The sequence below is a fragment of the Magnetococcales bacterium genome (assembly GCA_015231175.1).
GTDB lineage: Bacteria > Pseudomonadota > Magnetococcia > Magnetococcales > DC0425bin3 > HA3dbin3.
The window spans coordinates 1-25,452 of the sequence record JADGBZ010000006.1 but is presented as its reverse complement, the minus strand read 5'-3'; the positions used below and the strand labels follow the sequence as shown (position 1 = coordinate 25,452).

At 57.7% G+C, this 25,452-nt stretch carries 25 protein-coding genes; 12 read left to right on the top strand and 13 right to left on the bottom strand.

Annotated features, from left to right (window positions below):
* Positions 1-3 precede the first annotated feature (3 nt).
* A complete protein-coding gene (locus HQL63_02280; protein ID MBF0175666.1) occupies positions 4-1,092 on the top strand; it encodes a hypothetical protein in 1,089 nt (362 codons plus the stop codon).
* A 149-nt stretch (positions 1,093-1,241) separates the two neighbouring features.
* Here HQL63_02280 and HQL63_02275 read toward each other — a convergent pair whose 3' ends face one another.
* Positions 1,242-2,897, bottom strand: coding sequence for a hypothetical protein (locus tag HQL63_02275; protein ID MBF0175665.1), 1,656 nt, complete (start codon positions 2,895-2,897; stop codon positions 1,242-1,244).
* Between the two features lie 156 nt (positions 2,898-3,053).
* The gene (locus HQL63_02270) at positions 3,054-4,106 is read right to left on the bottom strand and encodes a TIGR04283 family arsenosugar biosynthesis glycosyltransferase (GenBank protein MBF0175664.1); all 1,053 of its coding nucleotides are present in this window, start codon (positions 4,104-4,106) and stop codon (positions 3,054-3,056) included.
* A 75-nt stretch (positions 4,107-4,181) separates the two neighbouring features.
* On the opposite strand from HQL63_02270, the gene HQL63_02265 reads away from it, so the two are divergent.
* Genes HQL63_02265 through HQL63_02255 form a run of 3 tightly spaced genes read left to right on the top strand, consistent with a single transcriptional unit; the run spans position 4,182 to position 7,611 of the window.
* On the top strand, positions 4,182-4,595 hold the full coding sequence (locus HQL63_02265; protein MBF0175663.1) for a thioredoxin family protein: 414 nt from the start codon (positions 4,182-4,184) through the stop codon (positions 4,593-4,595).
* A 46-nt stretch (positions 4,596-4,641) separates the two neighbouring features.
* Positions 4,642-5,553, top strand: coding sequence for a signal recognition particle-docking protein FtsY (gene ftsY / locus HQL63_02260; protein ID MBF0175662.1), 912 nt, complete (start codon positions 4,642-4,644; stop codon positions 5,551-5,553).
* An 18-nt stretch (positions 5,554-5,571) separates the two neighbouring features.
* Positions 5,572-7,611, top strand: a complete 2,040-nt coding sequence (locus HQL63_02255) for a lytic transglycosylase domain-containing protein (GenBank protein MBF0175661.1) — start codon at positions 5,572-5,574, stop codon at positions 7,609-7,611.
* Between the two features lie 108 nt (positions 7,612-7,719).
* Here HQL63_02255 and HQL63_02250 read toward each other — a convergent pair whose 3' ends face one another.
* Complete coding sequence (locus HQL63_02250; GenBank protein ID MBF0175660.1) at positions 7,720-11,190, bottom strand: PAS domain S-box protein; 3,471 nt, start codon at positions 11,188-11,190, stop codon at positions 7,720-7,722.
* 211 nt (positions 11,191-11,401) lie between these two features.
* Here HQL63_02250 and HQL63_02245 point away from each other — a divergent pair, with 211 nt between their 5' ends.
* On the top strand, positions 11,402-11,809 hold the full coding sequence (locus tag HQL63_02245) for a response regulator (GenBank protein MBF0175659.1): 408 nt from the start codon (positions 11,402-11,404) through the stop codon (positions 11,807-11,809).
* Positions 11,810-11,841: 32 nt separating this feature from the next.
* Here the strand turns inward: HQL63_02245 and HQL63_02240 are convergent, their stop codons facing one another.
* From HQL63_02240 to HQL63_02195, 10 genes are all read right to left on the bottom strand, one after another.
* Positions 11,842-12,138, bottom strand: coding sequence for a hypothetical protein (locus HQL63_02240; GenBank protein ID MBF0175658.1), 297 nt, complete (start codon positions 12,136-12,138; stop codon positions 11,842-11,844).
* Positions 12,139-12,172: 34 nt separating this feature from the next.
* Positions 12,173-12,661, bottom strand: a complete 489-nt coding sequence (locus HQL63_02235; protein ID MBF0175657.1) for a chemotaxis protein CheD — start codon at positions 12,659-12,661, stop codon at positions 12,173-12,175.
* Positions 12,662-12,799: 138 nt separating this feature from the next.
* Entirely contained in the window at positions 12,800-13,936 is a 1,137-nt protein-coding gene (locus HQL63_02230; GenBank protein MBF0175656.1) for a chemotaxis response regulator protein-glutamate methylesterase, read from the bottom strand.
* A gap of 245 nt (positions 13,937-14,181) precedes the next feature.
* Positions 14,182-14,715: a chemotaxis protein CheW gene (locus tag HQL63_02225; GenBank protein MBF0175655.1), complete on the bottom strand. Its 534-nt coding sequence runs from the start codon at positions 14,713-14,715 to the stop codon at positions 14,182-14,184.
* Positions 14,716-14,769: 54 nt separating this feature from the next.
* Positions 14,770-16,902, bottom strand: coding sequence for a chemotaxis protein CheA (locus tag HQL63_02220; GenBank protein MBF0175654.1), 2,133 nt, complete (start codon positions 16,900-16,902; stop codon positions 14,770-14,772).
* A 22-nt stretch (positions 16,903-16,924) separates the two neighbouring features.
* Positions 16,925-17,290, bottom strand: coding sequence for a response regulator (locus HQL63_02215; GenBank protein ID MBF0175653.1), 366 nt, complete (start codon positions 17,288-17,290; stop codon positions 16,925-16,927).
* Positions 17,290-17,622 (bottom strand): STAS domain-containing protein, encoded by a 333-nt coding sequence (locus HQL63_02210; GenBank protein ID MBF0175652.1) that lies wholly within the window; start codon positions 17,620-17,622, stop codon positions 17,290-17,292. Before HQL63_02210 ends, HQL63_02215 begins: the two co-directional genes overlap by 1 nt.
* Positions 17,623-17,904: 282 nt before the next feature.
* Positions 17,905-18,552: a thiamine phosphate synthase gene (locus HQL63_02205; GenBank protein ID MBF0175651.1), complete on the bottom strand. Its 648-nt coding sequence runs from the start codon at positions 18,550-18,552 to the stop codon at positions 17,905-17,907.
* A complete protein-coding gene (locus tag HQL63_02200) occupies positions 18,549-19,172 on the bottom strand; it encodes a 7-carboxy-7-deazaguanine synthase QueE (GenBank protein ID MBF0175650.1) in 624 nt (207 codons plus the stop codon). Before HQL63_02200 ends, HQL63_02205 begins: the two co-directional genes overlap by 4 nt.
* Before the next feature lie 8 nt (positions 19,173-19,180).
* The gene (locus HQL63_02195; protein MBF0175649.1) at positions 19,181-19,603 is read right to left on the bottom strand and encodes a 6-carboxytetrahydropterin synthase; all 423 of its coding nucleotides are present in this window, start codon (positions 19,601-19,603) and stop codon (positions 19,181-19,183) included.
* Positions 19,604-19,683: 80 nt separating this feature from the next.
* Between HQL63_02195 and HQL63_02190 the strand changes: the two genes are divergently transcribed.
* The 7 genes from HQL63_02190 to HQL63_02160 all read left to right on the top strand — a co-directional run bounded on the left by HQL63_02190 (position 19,684) and on the right by HQL63_02160 (position 25,422).
* Positions 19,684-21,735: an ATP-dependent DNA helicase gene (locus tag HQL63_02190; GenBank protein ID MBF0175648.1), complete on the top strand. Its 2,052-nt coding sequence runs from the start codon at positions 19,684-19,686 to the stop codon at positions 21,733-21,735.
* Positions 21,732-22,376 (top strand): tRNA (adenosine(37)-N6)-threonylcarbamoyltransferase complex dimerization subunit type 1 TsaB, encoded by a 645-nt coding sequence (gene tsaB / locus HQL63_02185; GenBank protein MBF0175647.1) that lies wholly within the window; start codon positions 21,732-21,734, stop codon positions 22,374-22,376. The genes HQL63_02190 and tsaB overlap by 4 nt, the downstream gene beginning before the upstream one ends.
* A gap of 14 nt (positions 22,377-22,390) precedes the next feature.
* Positions 22,391-22,888 (top strand): GNAT family N-acetyltransferase, encoded by a 498-nt coding sequence (locus HQL63_02180; protein MBF0175646.1) that lies wholly within the window; start codon positions 22,391-22,393, stop codon positions 22,886-22,888.
* Between the two features lie 211 nt (positions 22,889-23,099).
* Positions 23,100-23,552 (top strand): CBS domain-containing protein, encoded by a 453-nt coding sequence (locus HQL63_02175; GenBank protein MBF0175645.1) that lies wholly within the window; start codon positions 23,100-23,102, stop codon positions 23,550-23,552.
* Positions 23,553-23,621: 69 nt separating this feature from the next.
* Positions 23,622-24,113, top strand: coding sequence for a CYTH domain-containing protein (locus HQL63_02170; protein MBF0175644.1), 492 nt, complete (start codon positions 23,622-23,624; stop codon positions 24,111-24,113).
* Between the two features lie 3 nt (positions 24,114-24,116).
* Positions 24,117-24,974, top strand: a complete 858-nt coding sequence (locus HQL63_02165) for a symmetrical bis(5'-nucleosyl)-tetraphosphatase (GenBank protein MBF0175643.1) — start codon at positions 24,117-24,119, stop codon at positions 24,972-24,974.
* Positions 24,967-25,422 (top strand): DUF29 domain-containing protein, encoded by a 456-nt coding sequence (locus tag HQL63_02160; protein MBF0175642.1) that lies wholly within the window; start codon positions 24,967-24,969, stop codon positions 25,420-25,422. Before HQL63_02165 ends, HQL63_02160 begins: the two co-directional genes overlap by 8 nt.
* The last annotated feature ends 30 nt before the right edge of the window (positions 25,423-25,452 follow it).

The following is a 25,452-nucleotide window of genomic DNA, read 5'->3' as shown; positions in this document are numbered from 1 at the left end:
ATAATGGCTAAAAGATTAAAAAATCCGTTTTTCGACATATTGAAAGCCAATTGTCATCGGTTCGATCCCGGTGAGGTTTATACCCTTTTCAAAAAGGTAAACCGCAAGCGAATAAATAACCTCTGCGGACTTTTGTCCGAATACATCAGTAAGAATGTGCCTGCTGCTTTTGAAAGACGCGACGGACTTTCGGATTATCGTGCAAACCCATATGTGCTCATGACTGCTGCCAGTGTCACAAATCTCGATGATCCAACAGCATTTGGCAGATTCCTGTTTAACAGTAAGTTATATATGGCATTGGAAACTTCATTCGGAAAATCTGTCGAGGCGGCATTCGTAGGACAATACCCAATTCGAGCCGACGTCAGGTGGACTGACCCTCCGGAAAAACAGACTGAATTTGATGCTCTCAATGGATTGTCGCGTGAGAATCGTGCCCGTCAAAGAACAACTTCTCAATGGCGGGAGATTGATCGATCATGCGTTGTTGGCAAACGTCGTTTCATGACATCTATCAAGAGTGGTCCAAACACAATTAATGATACCCAGGTACAGGGCATGACAGCCGCAATCCGCGACAATATTGAAATTTGGGCGTCTCAAACAAAATCATCATATCCTGGAGTTGATAATATTGATATTGTGCTTGGGCTTACTTATGGGACAGATCGAACCACAAACAATAAAGAAAACCAAATTTTGGTGAAACTGCTTGAGTACGGTTTTGTCGAGGAAGACCGCGTCAAATACCCAGGTGTTCTTATTGACAAGAAGACCAAAAAAATCAGGGTCTACCGTCGAATTGGTCGAGATTTTTGGTCGTTTATCGGTCAACCAGATGATCCAGCATCAGCCAAATTTGTATTTCTCGAGATTCTTCTTGGATTGGCGCGTGCCCTTGCGCTTGGGGTTGAAAATGCAGCTATAGAAGATCGTATTAACGCCAAGATTAGACAACTTGCAGTTGCGCTTCAGAATCTTCAGTTTTCCAGGAGCACCCTTCCAGAATGGATCAGTACTGACTTTAATGATGATCAACTTTTCTGGTTTGCCACTGCACTGACCGCTTTTTATGATGAAGGTGTCTGAAATGGGATCGAATCGACCGACTCGGAATGCAAAAGTGCCCATAACTTGGGAAAAGTATGGACCAGGGAAGAACCACGGGTCACCTTCACTGCAACGATGAAAACTCTGGCTCTTCACATTTACCAACGCAATTTCATCAAATCTCCATATCAAAGGGGATCCGTACACAACAACCGCCTGGTCAAATGCAACCGAACCCGCCCCTCTCGCGTCAGGCGGTGAAAGAGGTGGTGGGGGCCGGTGGCGCGCTCCAGGAGGGTGGGCAGGTCATCTTGAACTTCGGCATAGAGGTCGAGCAGGGGTGCGGCAAATTTTTCCAATGCCCGACAGAGGGGATCCTTGCGATGTCGGGCCAGAATGGTGGCTGCCGCATCGTGACGCCAATCTCCCAGGGTGTAGTGGAGGGCAGCGAAGAGGGTCACCGGTCCGTGGTAGTGAAACATGAGATCGGTATCGAAACGTTCGGTGTCGGGCGGACCCTGGGCAAGAATGCGCTGCATGTAGGCGCGTTCGTTGATGTATTCGCTGGGATCCAGGCGCTCCGCACGCCCGTGGGCATCAATGGTGGAACTCGTCATTTGAATGATGCGCTGCGGCTGATCGGCGAGAACCAGAAGGACATCGCGAATGACGGACCCCGCATGGGCAGGATTGACCGGATCGGCCTTGAGGCGCGGGGAGGCGGAACAGGCGCGCACCTCAAGACGATGGCCAAGCTGACCCAGCTCACGCGCCAATCGGGAGAAGACACCGCGCCGGAACAGTTCATTGGCAAAATTGAGGCGGTTCTGCTTGTGCAGCAGGGTCAATTGGATGTCGGGAAACGCCAGGGATGCCACCATGATGTGGGCAATACGCGCCACCGGAATGCGCTCGGACAGGTTGCCATGCCGATCGGCCAGAATCTCCTGGTGAAATTCGTCAAAACTGATCTGCACCATCACCTCTGCCGGAGAGGCGTGGCGGGGCCGGGAGGCCAGGGCCTGCCGCAACTGCGCAAAAAATTCTGTGGCGGCTGCCAGACTCTCGGCAAAATCGCCATTCAGGAGCACGGCAAAGTAGCTGACCCGGTCCATGGTGCGCAAGGCACGCAGCAGGGAGTCCATATGGCCGCTCAGATCGCCACCCGTAAAAAGAATTTTGTTGGACAGGGTATTGACCAGATCGAAGAGTGGTCCGGGATCGGGAGCATGCCGCGTCGGGGGCCGCCAGACAAACATGCAGTGCCGGCAACTTTGGCGGCAAGCCAGACCGGGTACCAGGCCTGCTTTGGCCAAACGTGTGGAACCCGGAGCCGGATCGGGCAATCGGTCAAGCAGATCCAGGCGTTCACGATCGAAGGCGTCGTCGAAAGCGCCAAATTCACGTTTTTGTTCTGCCTGGATACGTCGATAGGTCGTTTGGCGGGTCTCCCGGAACGGGTCCATGGCCTCCCAACGTCCCAGAATGCGTTGCACCAGGCTCTCCCGGTCAGGCAGCCCCTCTGGCCACCAACAGGTCAAAAACCGATCGACAAAATGGGGGATGGTCGAGTTTTCCGCATGCTGGAGCAGGTCAACCAGCCAGGAGAGTTGACGATTGCGGGAGACGGCCAGAACGTCGGCGTGATAACGCGGGTGGACATGTTCCAACAGCCACCCACGGGCAAACAGGGCGCCGGCAATACCCTGGGTGGGGCCAGGAAAACAGGCTGCCGGCCAAATGTACTCCGGCAAGCGATTCACCCGGGCCATCGCTTCTTTGAAAGCGTGGCGTTTTCCCTCCAGGTAATCGACATGCAGTGCGTTGACCGGATCAAACTCCATCAGAATTTTTCCTCGCAACTGTCCAGCGTCTGGTAACAATCGGGGTCCAGGGGGCTGGCTCCCTGGCGGGTCCAGGGCAGCGCCCTGGTGGGGTTCGGGGCGAAGCCCTGACAAAAGCTTTCATGTCCAAGCTTTTCTTGCAGGGGTGTTGAATAGTTACTTTTTCTCAACATATGCCTTGACAGCATACCATCCCCAAAACAGACGGCAGGCAAGCCAGACGATCACCATGGCCACGCCATCGAACGGCCAGCGTTGAGTCCAGCGTGCCCACACCCGGTCATAAAAATCCAGGCAGGGGTGCGGGGTGCGCCGCCACTGGGGTGGCAGGATCAGATCCAAAAGAAAAAACGGTTGCCACATGGCTTGCCGGGCATACCGTCCCACGGCTTGCCAGCGTTGCCACGTCACCCGCAGCCCGGCCTCGCGGTTGAGTTGCCCAAGCAGGCGGAAGAAGGGGGCCAGTTGCAAAGGGCGGGTACGATCCTGCTGCCGGTACAGTTCCGGCGCTCGTTGAAAAAACGTGTCCCAGCCGGTGTGGTAACAGGTCATGATGAGGGCATTCAGGAGCGTGCGCCGGAAATATCCCTCCTGTTGAAAACGGCGCGCCGAAGTGGCCAACACCCCGGGCAAGGTGATCCACACTCCGGAGCGGCGGATGCGCCCGGCCAGTTCCTGATCTTCCATGAAGGCCAGATTGGCATTGAAACCACCCAACCTCTGATAAAAACGTTGCGACATCATCCAACCCTGATCACCATGGGTACACCCTTCACGATTCAGGGCGCTCTTGGCGGCATGAAAGCCCAATCGTCGTGCCAGGGCCCCTTTGGCATCATGGAAGTGGAGGGCAAAATGTCCGGCCACGCGGTCATGTCCCAGACGTTGCCTGGCCTGTTCCAAGGCCTCCAGGGCTGTTGCCAACTGTTCGGGATCCGTCAACGAGGAGTCGGCATGCAGAAAAAGGAGTTCTTTTCCCTGCGCCACGGCAGCTCCGGCCTGCAACTGCGCCCCACGACCCTGCGGCGCCGCCACGCAACGCGCCCCACCCGCCTCTGCCACCGTGCGGGTCGCGTCCTGCGAGCCCCCATCGGCGACAATTACCTCCATGTCGACCTGTCGCTGCCCGGCCAACTGTGTCAACAATCCGGGCAGGGCATGCGCCTCGTTCAGGGTGGGAATGATCACCGACAGCCGTGGTTCAAGCATGTTTGCACGCCTGGGCAAATGGTGGCAAGATAATTGCGACCTGATCACCTCGGCCACCAGACAAAGGGACATCCGGTGAAAAAACTGATCGCCATAACAGGCACTCTTTGCCTCATGCTGTTGACCATGACGATGACAACCCGACAGGGGATGACCGCGACCCAGGAGGCTGAAATTCTTGGCCGGGTCGTGGTTTTTGTCAACGAAGGCTGCCATTATTGCCAGGCCTTCGACCGGGAGATCGCCAAAGCTTACCCTAAAACCGACATCGGTCAGCATCTTCCCATGGTGCGGGTGGATACCTTTGATCCTCCCAAGGAGTATGCCGTTCTGGCCAAGGAGATGTGTTTCACCCCCACCATTTTGGTGTTGGACTCCTCGGGGGTGGAACGGGCCCGTTTTCGGGGCTATCGGGGCAACGAATTTTTTTGGGCTGACCTGGAGGCCGTGGCCGCCAAGTTGGGGTTTGTGGCAAAACATGAACACTGAAACAGTCGCAAAACGCAAACCTTGACAAGGATGGTCGGGAGTTGACATGGCGTTGTTGGAACGTTTGCGTTCAGGGCTGAGCCGAACGCGCGAGGGATTTGTCAAAAAATTGGACGTGTTGCTGGCCAAGGGCCAGGTCAACGCGGAGCTTTTGGAAGACCTGGAAGCGTTGCTCATCACCGCTGATTTCGGTGTGGAGATCACGGAGCGCGTTCTGGAGGAGGCGCGCCTCCGCCTGAAAGAAAAACGCCAGGCCGATGGGACATCCCTGCGGCTGGTGGTCCAGGCGGTGATCCGCGAGCGACTGGAACGGATCCAGGTTCCCCTGGTTCTCGGTCGCGCCAAGCCCCACGTCATTTTGGTGGTCGGTGTCAATGGTGTTGGCAAGACAACCACGATCGGAAAACTGGCTGCCCAGTTTACCCGTTCCGGTCAACAGGTGATTTTGGCTGCGGGCGACACCTTCCGGGCAGCGGCGGTCGATCAGTTGCGCATTTGGGGCGAACGGGCCAAAGTTCCCGTGATTGCCCAGGGGCAAAATGCCGACAGTGCTTCGGTCATTTTTGATGCCCATGCCGCTGCCATCGCTCGCGGGGCCGACCTGTTGCTGGCCGACACCGCCGGGCGCCTGCACACCAAATCCAACCTTATGGAAGAGCTGAAAAAGGTCAAAAGAATTCTGGGACGCAAGGATCCCCATGCGCCCCACGACATCTGGCTGGTCATGGACGCCACCACCGGTCAGAACGCCATCAACCAGGTCGCCCAGTTTCATGACGCCTTGGGGTTGACCGGCCTTGTGATCACCAAACTTGACGGCACGGCCCGAGGCGGGGTGGTGGTCGGCATTGCCGAAAAGTTTAAACTTCCCATCCATTTTATCGGTGTCGGCGAGGGGTTGGACGATCTCAAACCCTTCTCTGCCAACGATTTCGTCGAAGCCCTGTTCGGCGCCTGAGAGACAGTGGATTTTGCCATGCTGCCAACTCGATCGTTCTCCCGTCTGTACCTTCTTCTGTTCGTCGTCTGTGCCTTTGTGCTGGTTGACCTGGTCACGGCGCATCCCACCCGCGCCGACAACGACGACAACAACAACGGCGTGGAAGCCTATCGCCGACTGTTTGATGTGCTGGACGCGGACGTTCCCATCACCTCCGAGGTGCTTGACCGCTCCCGCTGGCCCAGCAACGATCTTTTGGCCTCGTACCTGGAGTTGGAGTTGCTCCAGCATCCCAGAATGATGCGCCCCTTGACCTCGGATCTTCGCCATTTTACCCGCCGGTGGCCCAATCATCCTCACGTTGGCAAAGTGCTGAACATGCTCGATGAGCGTATCGTTCTTGAGGGTACGACGGCTGACATTCTGGCCTGGTTCGACCGTCGCCCGCCGCGTACAGCCGACCAACAAAAAAATTACCTGGAGGCGCTCCTGGCCAACCGGCGAATCGAAGATGCCTGGCGAATCTGGCGCGACTACTACCGCAATGGCTACGACATTCCCCCCGCCCTGGAACAGGTCACCCAGACCATCTCCCGCCAACTGACCAGGGATGACCACGAAACCAGGGCCAGGGCGCTGATCGAAAAAGGCAAGGGAAACGCCCTGCCGGAGGTGTTGTACGCCTTGCACGATCCGGCGCTCCAAAACTACTTTCTCACCCTGGCTGCGGCGAAAAATGGTGACAAACAGTTCGATGCCATGGTCGCCCAACTTCCCACCCAGATGGCGCAAAGTTCCGAAATCTGGTTTGAACGCCTGGAGAACCTCCGACGCCGTGGCCATCACTCCCAGGCCATCAGCATGCTACAGGGGCCATGGGGTGGTTATCTGAATGCGGAGGATGGTTCGCGGGTTCGCTATCGGTTGGCCAAGGATCTGGTCTATCCAAAAAAAGATTACAGAAATGCCTGGCTGGTTCTGCAACCCAGTCTCAAGCTGAAGGAGGGCAAGCTGTCGGACACTTTCTGGTTGGCCGGTTGGTGCGCCTACAAACTGGGCGACAAGAGCGCTGCCGTGGAAGTGTTCCAACGACTCGGTGAAGAGGGGGATGATCTTCGCTTGCGCAGTCAGGGGGCCATCTGGGCTGCCGTCTTTCTGGGTATCGACAAACCCGAAGCCACCAGGTGGCTGGAGTTGGCGGGGCGCTACCCGGAGACGTTTTATGGTTTCCTGGGTGCGGAGATGAGCCACCCGGGCACATTGGCGGAGTTGACACAATCGAAGACGGAGTGCAGCCCTTCCTTGTTGGAACGACAGGATCTGCAACCCGGTCTGGCCCGGATGGCCATCTTGAAATCCATCGGACGCAGCTATCATAACGGATTGGAAGTTCAGGCCTTGGCGGATCCATTCGGTCTCTCCCCCCAGGAGCAGATATGTCTCGCCACAACCTACGGCGATCCGAATCATGCCATCCGGGTGGCAACGCCTCTTTACCACAAACAGGGGATTCGGAATTGGACCGGACTCTTTCCCATTCCGCCCTGGCGGCCTGCCACAGGTTGGATTCTCGATCCAGCCCTGGTCTGGGGAACGGGCCGGCAGGAGAGTCTGTTCTCCCCCACCGTTGTCTCACGCAGCGGCGCTTTGGGTCTGCTGCAACTCATGCCACCCACGGCCCGCGAGGAGGCTGGCAAACTCAAGATGGAGGCATCCACACCTCTCCGTCTGCGCGAACCCGGCTACAACCTGGCCCTGGGGCAATCCTACCTTTACCGCATGCTTAAACGGTTCGATGGTGATGTGGTCATGGCGCTCATTGCCTACAACGCCGGCCCGACGCGGGCGGAAAATTTGCGCACCGACAGAAGGCTCAAGGATACCCTGAACTTTATCGAAGATATCCCGATTCAGGAGACCCGGGACTACGTCAAAAAGGTCACCCACGGTTTGGCTGTCTATCGGCAAATCCAGTATGGCGACGGCAGCGTCATGGGGGTGATCTCCCCGGGTCAGCCTGGCATGCAAAACCTTGCCCCGCCCCATGCACTTATGAGTCAAAACCGGATGCCGTGATCCGTGCATAAGAAGGGCTGGGACATGAAAGCCTTTGTCAGGGCTTCGTCCCGAACCCCACCAGGAGGAAGGGTGCAGCCCTTTCTCCTGGACCTCCATCCCACTCTTTCAATCGTTCTTTTCACGCACGGCCTGACAGGCGGTTTGGCACTCTTTTTTCAGCGTTTGCAGCGTTTGCCGGGCCTCTTCCCAGTCCGCTGTCTCCACGTTGCCTCGGAGACGCATGCTGTGGGTGAGAACCCGTATGGCGCCGATGTTTTCGGCCACGGTGCGCAGCCATTTGTTCTCTTTTTCGGCCCGGACTGGATCTCTCTTTTCCAGATATTTTTCCAGGTTGTCCACTCTTTGCGGTGTTTCCTGGAGAAACATCTCCATCGCCTCCGCCAGGGTTTGTGGGTCTGTCTCGACAGGTTTCAGGATGACACTTTGCCGGGTTGCCGGTTTGGGCTGGGGTGCGGCAGCGCGTTTTTGGAGGAAGGGTTCGATAGCCTGGAGAAGATCTTTGGTCCGGTAGGGTTTGCGCAGAAAGCCGTCCATACCGGCCTCCAGGCAGATTTTTTCGTCATTTTCCGAAGTTCTGGCGGTAACGGCCACAATGGGCAGGCGCGGGTTGGGCATGGCCTCGGGGGATGCCGAGCGGATGCGCCGCGTCGTTTCGAGTCCGTCCAGGTGGGGCATGTGCAGATCCATGAGGACCAGATCGAAGGGGGTTTGTTGCAGCAGAGTCAAGGCTTCCTGGCCATCGTTGGCGAGGGTGACCTGGTGTCCGGCCCGCTTGAGAATGGTGTCAGCCAACATCCGGTTGGTTTCTTGATCCTCGACCAACAGAATGTGCAGGGACGGGGTGTGATGTCTGGGATTTTTTGACAACCTGGTGGGCGAGGCAGGTTGGGTGGCACACTCCTTGCCCAGGGCAAGGCACATGGCCTGAAGGAGTTTGGTTTTTGGTGGTGGTTTTTTGACGGGGATGGCATGTTTCAACCAGGGCAGGTGTGCCAGGGTGTTCATGCTGACCTGAGTCGGCAGCAGCACCACGCATTTTCCCAGCCATCCCGGGGAGGTGGCCATCTGATCGGGGTCGGGTGGGGCCTCATCCAGCAGGCGATGATCCAGCAGCAGCAAATCGAAGGGTCGTTGGGCGGTCTGGGCTTGTTGCAGGGATGCAAGCAGGGACGGTCCATCGGTGACCACCTCCGCCACTGCGCCGAAGCTGGTGACAAGCTTTTGTTGAACAACGCCTTTCGTCCTGCTGACTTCGCCAATAAGCACGTTTGTTCCGACCAGTTTACGGTAGGCATCAGGTGGTACGGGCGCCTTGTCTCGGTCGATACCGAATTGGGCTGTGAAGTGAAAGAGGGTTCCTTTCCCCGGTTCGCTCTCGATCCAAATCTCTCCTCCCATCATCTGAACGAGGTGTTTGCTGATGGTCAACCCCAGGCCGGAGCCACCATATCTTCGTGTGATGGAGTTGTCTACCTGGGTAAAGTGTTCAAATACGGCAGAAAGTTTATCTTTTGGGATACCGATTCCCGTATCGGCCACCGTGACATGCAAGCGGACGGCATCACTTTCCCTGCTGCGGGAGAGGGTTTCGACCCGCACCACAATCTCGCCTTCTTCGGTAAATTTTGTGGAGTTGTTGACCAGGTTGGTGATGATCTGTTGCAGGCGCAGGGGGTCGCCGCGCAATCCTGTTGGCACATCGTCGGCCACGTGGCAACACAACTCCAACCCTTTGCGGTGTGCCTGGCCGGCCACCCTTTCGCAGACCCCTTCAACTTGTTCACACATGTCAAAGGGGATGTTTTCCAGGGTGAATTTGCCGGACTCGATTTTGGAGAGGTCGAGAATGCTGTTGATCAGCGTCAACAGGGTGGTTGAGGATTGTTGGACGATTTCGAGATGCTGGCGTTGCTCTTCGGCTGACATGGGCATGGTCAACACCAGGTCGGTCATGCCGATGATGGCATTCATGGGGGTGCGGATTTCGTGGCTCATGTTGGCCAGGAAGGCGCTTTTGGCCTGATTGGCGGACTCGGCCACCGTAAGGGTATCTTGAAGGGAACGCAGCAGTTGTTTCCGGTCGGTCACGTCGTGCGCGAATGCGGTAAAGCAGGGCTTCCCATCCCGAATCGTCGAGATGATGTTGAATTCAAGGTCAACCTGCTGGCCATCCTTCCGAAGGCCGACAACCTCCATATGGCGTTGCAGGGGGTGTTTTGCCAGATCCCTGCCGGCCATGCCTGCCAAGGCGGCGAGGTGGCGTTGCCTGAATTCCGGAGGGATGAGCATGGGCGCCATCGGGTTGCCGACAGCCTCCTGTCGGGTCCAGCCAAAAAGGGCCTCCGCCGCAGGGTTGAACTCCACGATCCGGCCTTGCGCGTCGATGGTGATGATGGCATCCAGGGCATTGTTCAGGGTGGCGCTTAAATGGGCCTTGCGATCCATGAGCAGTTGTTCGCGCTTTTTTTGTTCACTGACATCCCGAAAGATACCTTGAATGATTTTCCGGTCGCCAAGGTCAATCACTCTGGAGTTGATTTCGACGGGAATGATCCCCTTTTGGCGATTCAGTACAAAATATTCGGTGATTTTGTTTTCGGATGCGACAGCACGCTGAAATTTATGTGAAGCTTCACCCGTTTCAGTATCCGGGTGAAGCTCTCTCTGGTGCATGCCGACAATTTTTTCCACGGGAAGCCCCAGAAGATCGCCGGCTATCTGGTTGGCTTCCTCGATCAGGCCGGTTTCAACGTCCGCCACCATGATGGCATCACCGGCAAAATTCATGAGTTGATGGTACCTGTATTCAGATTTTTTAAGAAGTTTTTCTTGTTTTTCACGTTCGATGTTTCTATATAGATCACGTTTGACCATATCGACAAGAAGCAAAATGCCGAGCAACCAAAAGATTGTATGAGAAATAAAAGCCAGATATATTGTATGGTTTTCCCATGGCTCGTATGGAGTCATTGACATATGAACACTGATGCCGCCCCGGACATCTCCAAGTTTGTTGCCTTGTTGTTCATGACAATCAAGGCAACCTTTCTCCATCATCAGGGGGAGCATCAGGCGCAAAAATCTTGCTCCATCTTCGACAGTGATGATCTCCTTGGCCTCCCTGGCGCCCTTCTCGAACGATTCCAGGGCGGATCTTTCCCAGGGATCAGCCTTGTTGGCTGGATTCAGGGGTTTCAGACTTGTGATGTGTTCATGGTTGCCATAAGGGTCGGGAAAATATTTTGTCAGTTGACGCAGCAGGTAGGCTGGGTTCATCAGGGTCAGTTGTCTTCCCGACGGCGTTTGGATGTCACGTTCCGGAACCTTCGTCAGGAATGGGTTGGGCGGGGTGCGCTCATCAATCGGGACGTAGACGCCGCCATGGCTGGCAGCCCAGTTCCGAAAGGCTATATCTTTTTGGATCATGGCCCGGGCCACAAAAACGGCAACCTCCTCGGTGTGACGCCTCTCTTCCACCACGTTCCAGGCCAAAAGCAGAGAAAACATCGCCGTCCAACCCAGGGCCGGGGGCCACAGGCGGCTGAAGAAAAGACGGGGGGGCAGCGTTGCAGACATGACACCCACTTTGTTGAAAAATATTTGACTTGAGAATAATCATTCTTCTACCTTCTTCGTATTGCCTACCGCTGTTTCTTAAAAAAGTCAATTGTTATCTTGTGTCGGATCAGTTAGAATAATATGTGAAGATTCTGAAAATATCGAAGATTATCCAGAAAATTGACAAGGGAGTGCTGGTCTTTTCCTGCCACGACATGAGGAGTCGATGATGAAGTGCCTGATCGTTGACGATGTTCTTGAGAACAGGAAACTTCTGCATGGTATCCTGTCGCCGCTCTTTTCATGCGATCTGGCCGTCGATGGCCTGGAGGCCATCCGTTTTGTCGAGATGGCTCTGGAGAGCGGGGAGCCCTACGATGTCATATTCCTGGACATCATGATGCCCAGGTTGGATGGGCAAAGCGCCCTGATAAAAATACGGGAGATGGAGAAAGAGCGTGGCCTGGAAGGAAGCAGGGAGTCCGTAGTCATCATGGTGACCGCCAACGACTCCCCTCTGGCGGCTTTGGAGGCCTATTTCAAAGGATATTGCACGGATTATTTATTGAAGCCCATCACCAGGCAGACTTTGTTGGATAAACTCAGGGAGTATCGTTTGGTTCAAGACAAGCCTTGAAACGCCGCGATGCATGGCATGGAAAGCGGAAATCAGCCAAACAGGTGCCTGACGGCAGGAAGAACAGTGACGCCAATAACCAGCGCCAACATCCACCGATTGAGCCTGATTTTACCCAGGACTCGGGCATCCATGGCGCGCAAGTCACTCTGAAAATCCTTGATGAGGGAGACAAGGGGCGCAATATCCCCCTTGGTGGCCAACTCCTTCAGTTGGGAGTCCTGGACATCCTTGAAAACCTCACTGAATGCCTCGGCTTGTTTCTCTTCAAAACCGGCTTCCCGCAGGCGCAGGACGAGCTTGTGGGTGTCGTAGGTGACGGCAGACATGGAAGTGACTCCTTGGCTGAATAGTTGTTGAGGTTCAAACCACCGGTTTCAGTGGCCGCCGCGACGCATGAAAATGGGGGTTGCCCAGGCGGCGCATGAGAACCTGGCCGGTGTGGGTGAAAAACAGGATCTGTCGTCCCTGGTGACCGCCGACATGGGTGGCCGAAAGGAACAGTCCGGCTGTACGGACTTCGTCTTCTGCCATATGAATGTTTTGACGTCCGATGGTACGAGCCGGATCGTGGGTGGGATACATGTCGGCGCCGCCGAAAAGTTTGGTAGCCAGTTCACGTCGAGGTATGCCACGCCGATCAAAATGTTCCAGCATATGCCGGATGGCGCAATTCACAAACCGGAAGCAGGGATCTTGACTGCCATGGGTAACGATTTTGCTCGCCGGATGGTCGTGGCCTGGCTGCACCCCATGACAGATCGCCCCTGTTCGTGTGGCCGGGTGATAGAGGGTCAGGGCCACACAGGAACCAAGGATCGTATCCACGACGACGGGCGACGCGGTGATCAACAGATGCCCCGGCGCCAGATTGAAGGGGCGTGGCGAGAATTCCCCAGTATGGGACCGAAGCCGGGCTCCGGGATAGGGTGATCGCATGGGCAGATGGTGGGGAACGACAGAAAGGGGAGACCAGGATCCCCAGGATATTCAACGACCACCGTGGCGCAGAACCTCCTGGGCGATTTGGTTCAGCGGCTTGACCACATCCACGCCTTGGTGCTTGATGGCCTCCTTGGGCATGCCAAAGACCACACAGCTGTTTTCATCCTGGGCTATATTGAAAGCGCCGGCATCTTTCATCTCTTTCATGCCGCGTGCGCCGTCGTCACCCATGCCGGTCATGATGACCCCAATGGCATTTTTCCCGGCATAACGGGCCGTGGAGCGAAACAGCACATCCACCGAGGGACGGTGGCGGCTGACCAGAGGGCCATCCTTGACCTCCACAAAATAGCGGGCGCCACTTCTTTTCAACATCATGTGCCTGCTGCCTGGGGCGATCAACGCCCGCCCCCGCACGACGGAATCGTTGTCTTCGGCCTCTTTGACGGTCATCTGGCACAGCGAGTTGAGGCGGTTGGCAAAAGCCTTGGTAAAATTTTCCGGCATATGCTGCACGATGACGATACCGGGCGAATCCCCCGGCATCTCTTCCAGGAACTCACGCAAAGCTTCGGTTCCACCTGTCGAGGCGCCGACGGCGATCACCTTTTCCGTGGTCTGAATCATGGCGCGGCTGTTGCCGGATGGGGGTGGCATCATGGCATCGGCGGTCAATTTGGGGGCCACCTTACCGGCCTTGGCCAGGTTGGCAGCGCGCGAGGCGCGCGTGGCTACGGCTGCTGCTGCCGTGTTTGGGGATGGCAGGCGGTTGATCCGGCACATGGCAGCGGCCTTGACCGTATCGCAGATGGAGATGCAGGCCTCCTCCAGGAATTGCTTGGTTCCCATTTTGGGCTTGGTGATGATATCGACCGCACCGTACTCCAGGGCCCGCAGGGCGGTCTCGGATCCTTCCACGGTCAGGGTGCTGCACATGACGACCGGGATGGGGTGCTGGGTCATGATTTTGCGCAGGAAGGTCAAGCCATCCATGCGGGGCATTTCCACATCGAGGGTGATGACATCCGGCACCAACGTCTTGATGCGTTCTGCGGCCACGAAGGGGTCCGGCGCGTGGCCGATAACTTCGATCATGGGGTCCGACGACAACACCTTGTCCATGGTTTGGCGAACCACAGCCGAATCGTCCACGATAAGGACACGAACTTTTTTATTGGTCAACACCCGCAGGCTCCTGCTATTCAACCAAATCTAAGTCACAATCGACGGTAAAAACACAGAAACCCGAGCTTCACACCCCGCCGGAACAGAGCAGGGACGTGAACTCAGGCAGAGTACTCAACAGGCCATCTTTTGCAACCGTCCCGGGGAGTCTGGGTGTACTCTCCACCGCGCAGGAGCCGACAACCAGGGCGGCATGATAACGTGCGGGCGTCATGAGGTAAAGGGGGCGGACCGGAGGAACTTCAGTGGACGGTCTGCTGGACTGCGGAGAGCTCCTCGGTGGAAAAGATACGATTGATGTCGAGAATCATGATGAACTGGTCATTATGTTTGCCCATGCCCTTGAGAAAGTCACTGCGCAGCTTGGTACCGATTTTAGGGGGTGGCTCGATTTTGTTATGCTCAAGCTCCATGACCTCCTTGACGGAATCGGCCAGGGCGCCGATTTCCGTGATCTCATCATCCTGGACGATCTCAACGATGATAATGCACGTATTGACGGTTCGTTCGGATTGGTCCATGCCGAACTTCAGGCGCATGTCCACCACCGGCACGACGCTTCCCCGCAAATTGATGATGCCGCACATGAACTCCGGCGTGCGAGGAACCTTGGTGATGTTGGTATACTCCAATACCTCGCGCACCTTGGCAATATCGACGGCGAAAACCTCATTGTCGAGCATGAAAGTCAGGTATTGCGTCGTTGCCGACGAGGCGGCGGCCTGTGAAGCCGGGGTCTCCGTTGGTGCAGACGATTTCAGCGTTTCTTCTCTCATGAAGCCCCCCTTTTTATTCCGTCCATCCCTACCCTGACACGCTGACCGCGCTGTTCAGGACACGGTCGTTCCGGATTCGACAAGCTCCAAATCTTCCACGAAGCGAACCATTTTTTGCAGATCGAGGATCAGGGCAACGGTTCCGTCGCCAAGGATGGTTGCCCCGGAAAACTCTTCCGAATTTTTGAAGGTCTTGCCCAGTCCCTTGATGACGGTCTGGTGCTGGCCGATCACATCGTCGACGACAAAACCGACACGCTTGTCTTCCACCTCGGAGATGACGATCTGCTCCACCTCGGGTGGCTGGCCGGAAATTTCAAAGTGGTCTCGAATGCGGATGTAGGGGACGATGGTGCCCCGGACGTTGATGACATGCCGCCCATGTGTAGCCGCGACATCGGAGCGGGTCAATTCGACGCACTCCTCAACGGCGGCCAGGGGCAGAACGAAATATTCGTTGCTGATCTTGACCAGGAGTCCCTCGATGATGGCCAGGGTGAGGGGAAGTTTCAGGGTGATGGTCGTCCCCTTGCCGATTTCGCTTTGCACATCGATGGAGCCCCGCAACCCCTCGATGGAACGACGCACGACATCCATGCCAACGCCACGTCCAGAGACGTTGGTCACCTTCTCGGCGGTGGAGAAACCGGCGGCAAAGATCAGTTGGAACGCCTCTTTGTCGGTCAACTCGGCATCAGGGGGGACGAGCCCTTTTTCGATCGCCTTGGAGATCAGTTTTCCCGGATCCAGGCCTTTGCCGTCATCGGTCACCTTGATCAGCACGTTGGCGCCGGAGTGTTCGGCAGAGAGATGGATACGGCCCACCTGGGACTTGCCGGCGTCCAGGCGGCCATCGGGAGACTCCACGCCGTGGTCGATGCTGTTGCGGATGATGTGGACCAGGGGATCGTTGAGCTGGTCGATCACGGTTTTGTCCAGTTCGGTTTCGGCGCCGGCGGTGGTCAACTCGATCTGCTTGCCCAACTCGCCGGAGAGATCCCGGACCAGGCGTTTGAATTTGTCGAAGGTGGTGCCGATGGCCAACATCCGGATGGACATGGTGTTGTCCCGAAGCTCACCGGTCAGGCGCTCCACTTCTTCGGCAATAAGCTGAAGGTCGTGGTCGCCCAGTTTTGCGGAGGTTTGGGTCAGGCGGGCCTGGACGGTGACCAGCTCGCCGACCAGGTCGACAAGGTGGTCGAGCTTGTCCGACGGCACCCGGACACTCTGTGCCACCACCTGCTGTTTTTTGGTTTCTCGCTTCTGCTTGCCGACCTCTTGTTCCGCCAGCGCTGCCTGCACCTTGGACTTGTTGACCAAGCCGGCATCAACCAGGCGTTCGCCCAGGGGCTGGAGGACTTTCTGGAGGTCTTCGCGCTTGATATCCCCTCGTTCCACCAGAATTTCGCCCAGGGGCTTTTCCGGGGGAACTTCTTCCAGGGAGGCCTCGGCGGCTTCGGCCCTGTCCAGCATGCGGATGTTCAGCTCGCACTGGTCGTCGACGAAGATAAAAATATCCTGGATCGCGTTTTCACCCTGATCCGTGGTGAGAAAGATTTCCCAGGAGGTATAACACTTCTCCGGGTCGATATCGTCGACTTCGGGGATGGTATCGGAGAAGGTGATGACCTTGGCCTCACCGAGTTGTCGGACTTCGTCGAGGAGCAGGAGGGGGTTGGTGCCGTTCTCGAAGATTTCGGCTTTGGGACGGAAGCGGATACGGAAGGTATGGGTCGAACCTTCCTGATCGACCGGGAGAGGGGCTTTGTCGGCGGTCTGGGTGCCACCGGTCGGCGCCGGAGCGGCGCCCGGGAGCAACCCTTTCAACCCGGAGATGATGCGCTCGGCGTTGTTTTTATCCGGTTCTTCGCCGCCCGATGCAGCATCCAGCATGGCGCGGATCTGGTCGCGGGCGGCGAGGGTCAGGTCGATCAACCCCTTGGTGATCGGGATGGTGCCGTTGCGGGCCAGGTCAAACACCGTCTCCACGTTATGGGTGAATTCGGCGACGGCGTCGAAACCGAACATGGCCCCGGAGCCCTTGATGGTATGCATGGCCCGGAAGACGCGACCGATCAGCTCCTGGTCTTTCGGAGACTCCTCCAACTCAAGGAGGGAATCTTCCAGTTCGGCCAACAGTTCGTACGCCTCTTCCGTGAACGCACTGGTATCGATTTCCACAGCCATGAGCGGTCCCCCGTCTTTGCGATTAACCCAGAACCTTCTTGATGACCTGGATCAGCTGTGCAGGTTTGAAAGGTTTGACGATCCAGCCGGTGGCGCCGGCATCCTTACCTTCGGACTTTTTGTTGGCCTGGGATTCTGTGGTCAACATGACGATGGGGGTAAACTTGAAGGCAGGCAGGGCACGCAACTCTCTGATCAGGGTGATGCCGTCCATGTTGGGCATGTTCAGGTCGGTGATGACCATATCGACAGGGTTGGCTTTCAGTTTATTCAGGGCGTCTTTTCCGTCCACCCCCTCGACGACGTTGTAACCCTCGCCCTTCAGGGTCAAAGTGACCATTTGCCGGACGCTGGACGAGTCGTCAACGGTCATGATGGTTTTGGCCATTAGTTCCCTCCCCTCCACAACCCACTGGGATCTTCCTGTTCGATACAACGATCATACCCGGCCACCTTGACGGCAGCCTTGAAGGCATCCGGAACCTGGCTGACAATAGCCAACGTCTTGCTCCTGCCAAGGAGGGAGCGGTGCGCGGCACAGAGGATCTGAAGGCCGGCCAAGTCAACGCGCTCCACATCCTTGAAATTGAGGTTCAGATGCATGGACTGGGTGACCGCATCGATCAAAGCCTCTTTCAACTCTCGAGCGTGCTGAATCGTCAGATCCCCGGCGAGAGTCAACGTCCCGGTCCCGGAATCCTCAACGGCCAACGTATACATTTTCCGTTCTCCAATTGGAAGGAACATGCAGATTTCATTTTTTTTCTCCCCCCCCCCTAGCTGACCGCGATAATGATCATTTTTCATCCTTGAATGCAAGTCAAAAAAGTCAGTCTTTTCCGTCATGCTGTTTTTTTCGTAACCATATCATCGCCCGGCAACAAATCGGGGTCCAGGGTGCTGGTTCCCTGGCAGGTCCAGGTCAGCGTCTTGGTGGGGTTCGGGGTGAAGCCCTGACAAAGGCTTTCATGCCCAGGCTTTTCTTGCAGGCGTGCAAAATGATTATTTTTTTTCGTTGCCATCGACATGGGGAGGAAAGACCTCCAGCATGCTGCGTGTAGCCAGGGCGGGATTGGCGGCGCGCAGGATGCCACGGATGACAGCCAGGCCTGCCACCCCCGTGGTCAGGGCCGCAGCCGCATTTTCCGGTTTGATGCCACCCAGGGCGATGACCGGTCCGGGAATGGAGCGCACCATGTCGGCCAGGCGCGTCGTTCCCAGTGGTACGGCATCGGGGTGGGATGGCGTGGCAAAGAGCGGCGAGAGGGTGACATAATCCGCCCCCTCGGCCAGGGCTTGGGTGGCGGCATCCGGGTCATGGCAGGAGCGTCCGACGAGAAGATCGTCGCCCAGGAGGCGTCGGGCCACGGCGGTGGGCAGGCCGGATGCGGGGAGATGGACGCCATCCGCGCCCGTTGCCAGGGCGATGTCAACGCGGTCATGCACCAGGAGACAACCGGGTGGTGCGACGCAGGTGCGCAGGAAAGCTGTCAGCGCAAAAAAATCCCGACCGCACCAGCCGGGTGTCCGCACCAGGAGGTGGCAGGGTCCACCCTGCAAGGCGGCGTGGATCCGCAGAAACAACGCATCCCTCTCAGCGGGGGCAACCGGCTCGGTGATCAACAACAAACGGGGCAGGGGCCGTTTCATGGCACGCCGATCCATTTGTGAGTTTGCAGGGAGAGCCGCAGCCGGGCGCCTTTCTGCATGACCAGGTTGTAACAGAGGGCTACGGCGCCAGGGTCTGGCAAAGCGCCTTGGGCACATGGTTGCACCCAGACCCGGGGGTGCCGGGTGGCCCGATGCAAAATCTCCTCGATCCAGGCTGGACTGGGATGGGCATCGACGACATATTTGATCTCATCGGCCCGTTCATACCACTCGGGAGGGAGCGGCGTTTTGGGGGAGAGGGTGATCCAATCCACCCCTCGGGGAGGCTCCCCTCCGACGCCACTGGTCTCCATAGCCACCCAGAGTCCGGCTTGCTTCAATGCCGTGATCAATGCGTCCAACCCGGGGGCGGCGAGGGGTTCACCACCGGTGAGCAATACATGGGGGATCTCCGGGGCCAAACGTTCCCGGGTGGCGAGGATCTCCGCCGTGGTCAGCAACCGCGCTGCCTCCGGATCGCGATGCAACGGCTCGTCGCACCAGACACAGTGCAGGGGGCAGCCAGAGAAACGGATGAAAAACATGGCCCGGCCACTCCACCCGGCCTCCCCCTGCACGGAAGCGAACAGGTCGCAGATGGCATGGCGGGCAACGCTCACTGCACCCTCTACATGTCGACGGGGATGGCGTCTTCCCGGGTGGCCTCGGCCCAGGATTCCGAGGACTCCCATACCCGCACCGCCAGCATGTGGGCATCACCCAACTCCGGTCGTCCCTCCAGAAAACGCAAACACCACCCCATGATCCAGGCGGCCAGATATTCGGTCGATGTATAGGGGATGGCCGGAAGGGCATCGTTCAGGAAGTGGTGATCCAGGAAAGGGTCGATCAACTCTTGCTGCACGATCTGGCGCAACAGGCCAAAATCGGTCACGAAACCCGATTGGGGATCTTCCGCCACAGGCAAACGGGGCGTGCCGACCAGCACCAACTCCAGGCCGTAGGAGTGACCATGGAGGCGTTGGCACTTGCCATCGTGGTGCCCAAGGCGGTGGGCGGCATCGAACTGGAAACGACGCGCAATCCTCATACGGAAATGCTGGCATGGTTTCTCTTTGCCGTCAATGTCCGTGCATGGTTCATGGGGCTCTCCCGGTCGGTTTTTTTGGCATGCCGCATGGTTTGACCGGCGGGATCGGTGTGCTGTATCCTGCCGCACGGGTTGCGAACAACGTATGGAATCGCGAATCCCGGAGTGGTGGATGGGGAACCGGCAAGGAGAACACCGGCGTGGCAGTGGGGGATGCGTATATCCTTGACCTTTTCGGTCCGACGAGCCGGTTGGCCAGGGAGATCCCTGGTTACGAGGTGCGGGCTACGCAACAGCGCATGGCCGGACGGGTGTTGGATGCGGTACGGGAGAACAAATTTCTCCTGGTGGAGGCGGGAACGGGAACCGGCAAGACTCTGGCCTACCTTCTGCCCCTGTTGACACTGGGTGAACCGGTGGTGGTCTCCACGGCGACCAAGGCTTTGCAGGACCAGATCGTCGCCAAGGATTTGCCCCTCCTGCGTCGGGTGGTGGAGCGCCCGTTCCGGGCTGCGGTCCTCAAGGGGCGGGGCAACTATGTCTGCCGGTATCGTTTTCTCCAGGCGGAACAGGATCCGGCCCAACACGCCTCCCGCGCACGGCCTGAATGGGGGCGTGTCGCTGCCTGGATCCAGGATACCCGCACCGGCGACAAGGATGAACTGCCCGGTTTGCCGGAGAATATCTCCTTCTGGAGCGTCATCACCTCCACCACGGACAACTGCCTGGGGCAACAGTGCGCCGAATACGATGTCTGTTTTTTGATGCGTGCCCGGGAGCGGGCGCGGCATGCCCACCTGGTGGTAGTCAATCACCATCTGTTCTGCGCGGATCTGGCGGTGCGGGAGGGTGGTTTTGGCGAAATTTTGCCCGATTATGACCGGGTGGTGTTCGATGAGGCCCACCAGTTGCCGGATGTGGTGACCCGGTTTTTTGGGTGGGAGATCAGCAACCATCAGTTGCGGGAACTGGCTCGGGACGGCACATCCGAGTTTGCCGAGGTGGGCGCGGACGACCCGGAAGTGACCCGCGCCTTGCAGAATCTTGAGGATGTGGCCAACCTTCTGCGGGGCTATTTCCCGGCTGAGGATTGCCGGGATGGCTTGACGCAGGAGGCGATGGAGGAGGGCGCCGGGCGTTCTTTGCTCTCCGTGGAGAAGAGTTTGCACCAGTTAGCGGAGATTCTCGAACCACATCGCCCGCGCAGCGCCGGGTTGGCGGCATGTGCGCGGCGTGTCACGGAACTTTTGACCGTGGCAGGTCGCATCCGCACCCTTGACGACCCGACACGGGTCTATTGGTTTGAAACCCGTGGCCGGGGCATTTTTATCCAGGCCTCGCCCCTGGAGGTTGGGCCGCTTCTGTCCGAGATTCTCCATCCGCTGCTCAAATCGGCGGTTTTTACTTCCGCCACCCTGGCTACGGATTCTGGCCAGGATCCGTTCCGCTACCTGCGTCACCAGTTGGGGCTGGCCCCGGAGCAGATCCTGACCGAACAGTTGCCGCCTGCCTTTGATTTTGCGCGGCAGGCGCGTCTTTATTTGCCCCAGGATCTGCCGGATCCGGATGCGCCGGATTTTCCCCAACGGGCTGTCCAGGAGACCCTTGCCTTGCTGGAGGCATCGACTGGACGCGCCTTGTGCCTTTTTACCAGCCGCCGCATGCTGGAGAGGGTGCATGCCGGTTTGAAAGGGCGTATACCCTATACCCTTCTCGTGCAGGGGTCGACCTCCAAACAGGCCCTTTTGAAGGCCTTTCAGGATGAACCCTCTTCGGTGCTCCTGGGTATGGCGAGTTTTTGGGAAGGGGTCGATGTTCCCGGCGAAGCCCTCTCCATGGTCATCATCGACCGGCTTCCTTTCGCTTCGCCGGCGGACCCTTTGCAGGTGGCGCGGGGTCGGCATCTCTCCGGCCAGGGGGGCAACCCTTTTGCCGATCTGTCGCTGCCGCGTGCGATCCTGACCTTGAAGCAGGGGTTGGGGCGTCTGTTGCGGCGCACCGATGATCGGGGGGTCATGGTGGTGCTGGATATGCGTTTGACCCGGCGCAGCTACGGTCGGCGCTTTCTGGAAAGCCTCCCCTCCATGCCGATCATTCGCCGACTTGCCGACGTTCGGGAGTTTTTTGCATGAATATTCTGGCCATGGACACCTCGGATCGGGAAGGGTGTGCCGCGTTGTTGGCCGAGGGGCGGCTGGTGGGCCAGCGACGTTTTCAGGGAGTGGAGGGGCACATGCTCCTCCTGCCCCAGGCCGTCGAGGCTCTGCTCGCCGCTGCCGCCTGGAGGCCGGCATCTCTTGACCTGATCGTGGTGACGGTTGGTCCCGGCGCGTTTACGGGTTTGCGCATTGCCCTTGGTTTTGCCAAAGGTTTGGCCATGGCCTGCCATAAACCTCTGCTCGGCATATCCACCCTGGATTGGTTGGCGGCAACTGCTCTTTCCACATTTCCCCCTCTCTCTCCGAGCCGCCCCTTGTTGGTGACTATGGATGCCCGGCGCGGGGAGATTTTCGCGGCACTTTATCATCCGGATGGCCGACCGCTATGGCCCCCCAGGCGTTGGTTGCCCGCTGCCCTGGCTGCCGAAATCGCCTCTATTCCGGAAGGGGTGGAGGAGGTGAAGGACGGACAACGCGAACCGGTGGTCCTGGGTCAATTGGGTTGGCAGCGCTTTCTCCGGACGGGCTCCGACGACCCCCTGACCCTGGAACCTCTCTATCTGCGCCGGTCCGACGCGGAAAAAGCAGTCATGTCGCCTCCACAGACTCCATGATCGGCTCCCGTCCGATGGACCCATCCGATCTGGAGAGCGTGGCGGCTTGTGAAGCCGAGCTGTCGCCATTCCCCTGGAACGTGACCATGCTGGCCGATGAGCTGCGCCATGGCTCGTTCTGTCGGGTTTTGCTCTCCGAAGAGAACGAGCGGATTGGGTACATGCTCCTGCGCCCCATTCTGGACGAGTGGCACCTGATGACCATCGGTGTCACGCGGTCGCACCAACGCCAGGGGTGGGGTCGATATCTCCTGCTGGAGGGGATCCGGCATGCTGTTCGGCAGCAAGGCAGGGTGTTGCTTCTGGATGTGCGGGCGTCCAATCTGCCGGCCCGGCGGCTGTATGACTCTTTGGGTTTCAGGCTCTTGCACCGGCGGCGGCATTATTATTCATCCTGCCGGCCAGCCTCCGCATCCGGATGCCTTCCTTGCCCTGCCCCCACCGAGGATGCCCTGGTCATGGAACTTTCCCTCGCCTCGATCCACTCAGCCGTGGGACCGGATGGGGATTGATGTGGCGGACCGGGTGTCAATTTACCTCCCGGTTTCGGATGAAATCTGTCATGATGCATCCTTGAGATTTTCTGTCCTGGAAATGGGGCGGGGATTCTGTTATAAACTGAATTTTGAGTCACTAAACCCATTTTTGGATATCCCGGACCCGGAAAAAGCGGTATCCGCACGAGAGTGACTGATATTCCATCACGCGGAGGGAGGTAAGGCCATGTTGGTTCGTGAAGTCATTGTGAAGGCCGTGCGCACGGTCAAGGCCACGGATTCGGTGCGTTCCGTTGCGGCCATCATCTGCACAAACAAGATCAGCGGATTGCCGGTTGTTGATGACCAGATGAAGCTTATCGGCATGATTTCGGAAAAGGATATCTTGAACAGCCTGCTGCCGAGCTATCATGACTTTCTGGAGGATCCTATCGGCGCCAGGGATTTTGTTGGCATGGAGCAGAGCTATTCCGCTGTTCTACAGAAAGATGTCTCCAGTCTTATGACCAAGAGGTTCTTTTTTGTCTCGCCTGATGATCCCGTGATGAAGGCGGCATCCCAGATGGCGTTGCACAATTTTCGTCGCATGCCCGTGGTGGAGAGTGATGGCACACTGGCTGGTATTGTCAGCCTGGGTGACATTCACAAGGCCATTTTCAAGCGTGAACTGGGCATTTGACCGCCATGCCGATCCTTTCTACCGGGCATTTGACCGCCATGCCGATCCTCTCTACTGGGCGTGTGACCGATGGGTCGGGAGATTGAGCGCAAATTTTTGGTGCGGGGAGACGCTTGGCGTTCCCTGGGGGTGGGAGTCTCCTATCGGCAGGGTTTTTTGTCGGCTGACCGGGAACGGGTGGTGCGGGTCCGGATTGCCGGCGGAGCTGCGACCCTGACCGTCAAGGGACCGACCCGGAATTTTACCCGCGCCGAGTTTGATTATGCCATTCCCCTGGAGGATGCCCGCTTCATGTTGGACCATTTATGTGTCCGCCCGTTGATCGAGAAGCTTCGTTATCGCATTGCGGTGGGGGATTTGCTGTGGGAGGTGGATGAGTTTGCCGGGGAAAATCGAGGCTTGATTCTGGCCGAGGTCGAGTTGACGGCAGAGGATCAGATCGTTGTCCCTCCTGCCTGGATTGGGGAGGAGGTGTCGGGTGACCCACGCTATTTCAATTCCAATCTGATCGTACATCCCTATTGCCGTTGGCAAGAGGGGTGTTCTGCAACGGGGGGCTGAGGCATGGCGGTTTATGCAATCGGCGATGTGCACGGTTGCATCGCGGAGTTGGAGTCGCTCCTCAGGCGGATTCGCTTCGATTGGCAACAGGACCAGTTGTGGTTTGTGGGGGATCTGATCAACCGCGGTCCCGACTCGCTGGGGGTGCTGCGGATGGTACGGTCAATGGGCAAGCGGGCCACGGTGGTGATGGGCAACCACGAATTCCGGGCCATCCTGGGCATGTGCCGCGGGGGTTCTCCCTATTTTCGTGAACACATGGCTTACCTCACGCAGGCGCCGGAAGCCGACCAGATTCTGGATTGGTTGTTCCATCTTCCCTTGTTTCACTGGGACCGGGAGCTGGGGTGTGCCCTGGTGCATGCCGGACTTTCGCCGCTGTGGAGTCTGGCCTCATCTCTTCGCCGTGCCGAGGAGGTGAGTTCGGTATTGACCGACACCCCGGCCCGTGTCGAATTTTTCCATCACAATGAGAACCGCTCATTTCCCACCTTTGAAACCGAAGCCATGTTTGCCATGGATCGGTACTGGTTGGAGTTGACGGTCTTCACCCGTCTGCGACGCTGCACCACCGATGGCCGTTTTCTTTGGCCGGGCACGGAGATGGGGCGCGGTGACAACCCTTTTTTACCCCCGAATGCAAACTCTCCCTTTCAAGCCTGGTACGATGTACGTCCATGGGAACCCGGCGACAAGGTCGTCTACGGGCACTGGGCTTCCGCCGGGTTGACCATCCGTCCGCACTCGTTTGGCCTGGATTCCGGGTGTGTCTACGGAAAGGGTCTCACCGCCATTCGCCTGGATGACCCCAAGCATCCGATCTATCAGGTGGAGAGCAGGGCCTATGCCCCCCATGATTGACGACGCAAAGAAGAGCCTTGTGCTCTACGAACATGATTTCTACGCTTGGGCCAACGAACAAGCGGCCTTGCTGCGGGCCGGCAAGCTGGCGTTGGTGGACATCGACAACATAGCTGGGGAGATCGAAAGCATGGGACGGGAGGAAAAACGGGAACTCGTCCACCGTCTTGCCATTTTGCTGCTCCACCTACTCAAGTGGCAGTTTCAGCCGACGCACCGTGGGCAGTCATGGCGGCTCTCCATTGCCAACACGCGCGATGACATCACAGACCATCTCGCTGACAACCCGAGTCTCAAATCACATCTTGCCAACGCTGTGGGTTCGGCTTATCGTCGCGCCTGCCGTGTTGCTGCTGCCGAGACAGGGTATTCCGAAAACACCTTCCCTGAGGTTTGTTCATGGCCATTTGAGCGATTGATGGATAGTGGCTCAACCGACATGATTTGAAGTGTTCACTTTTCGTGACTATTCCGCACT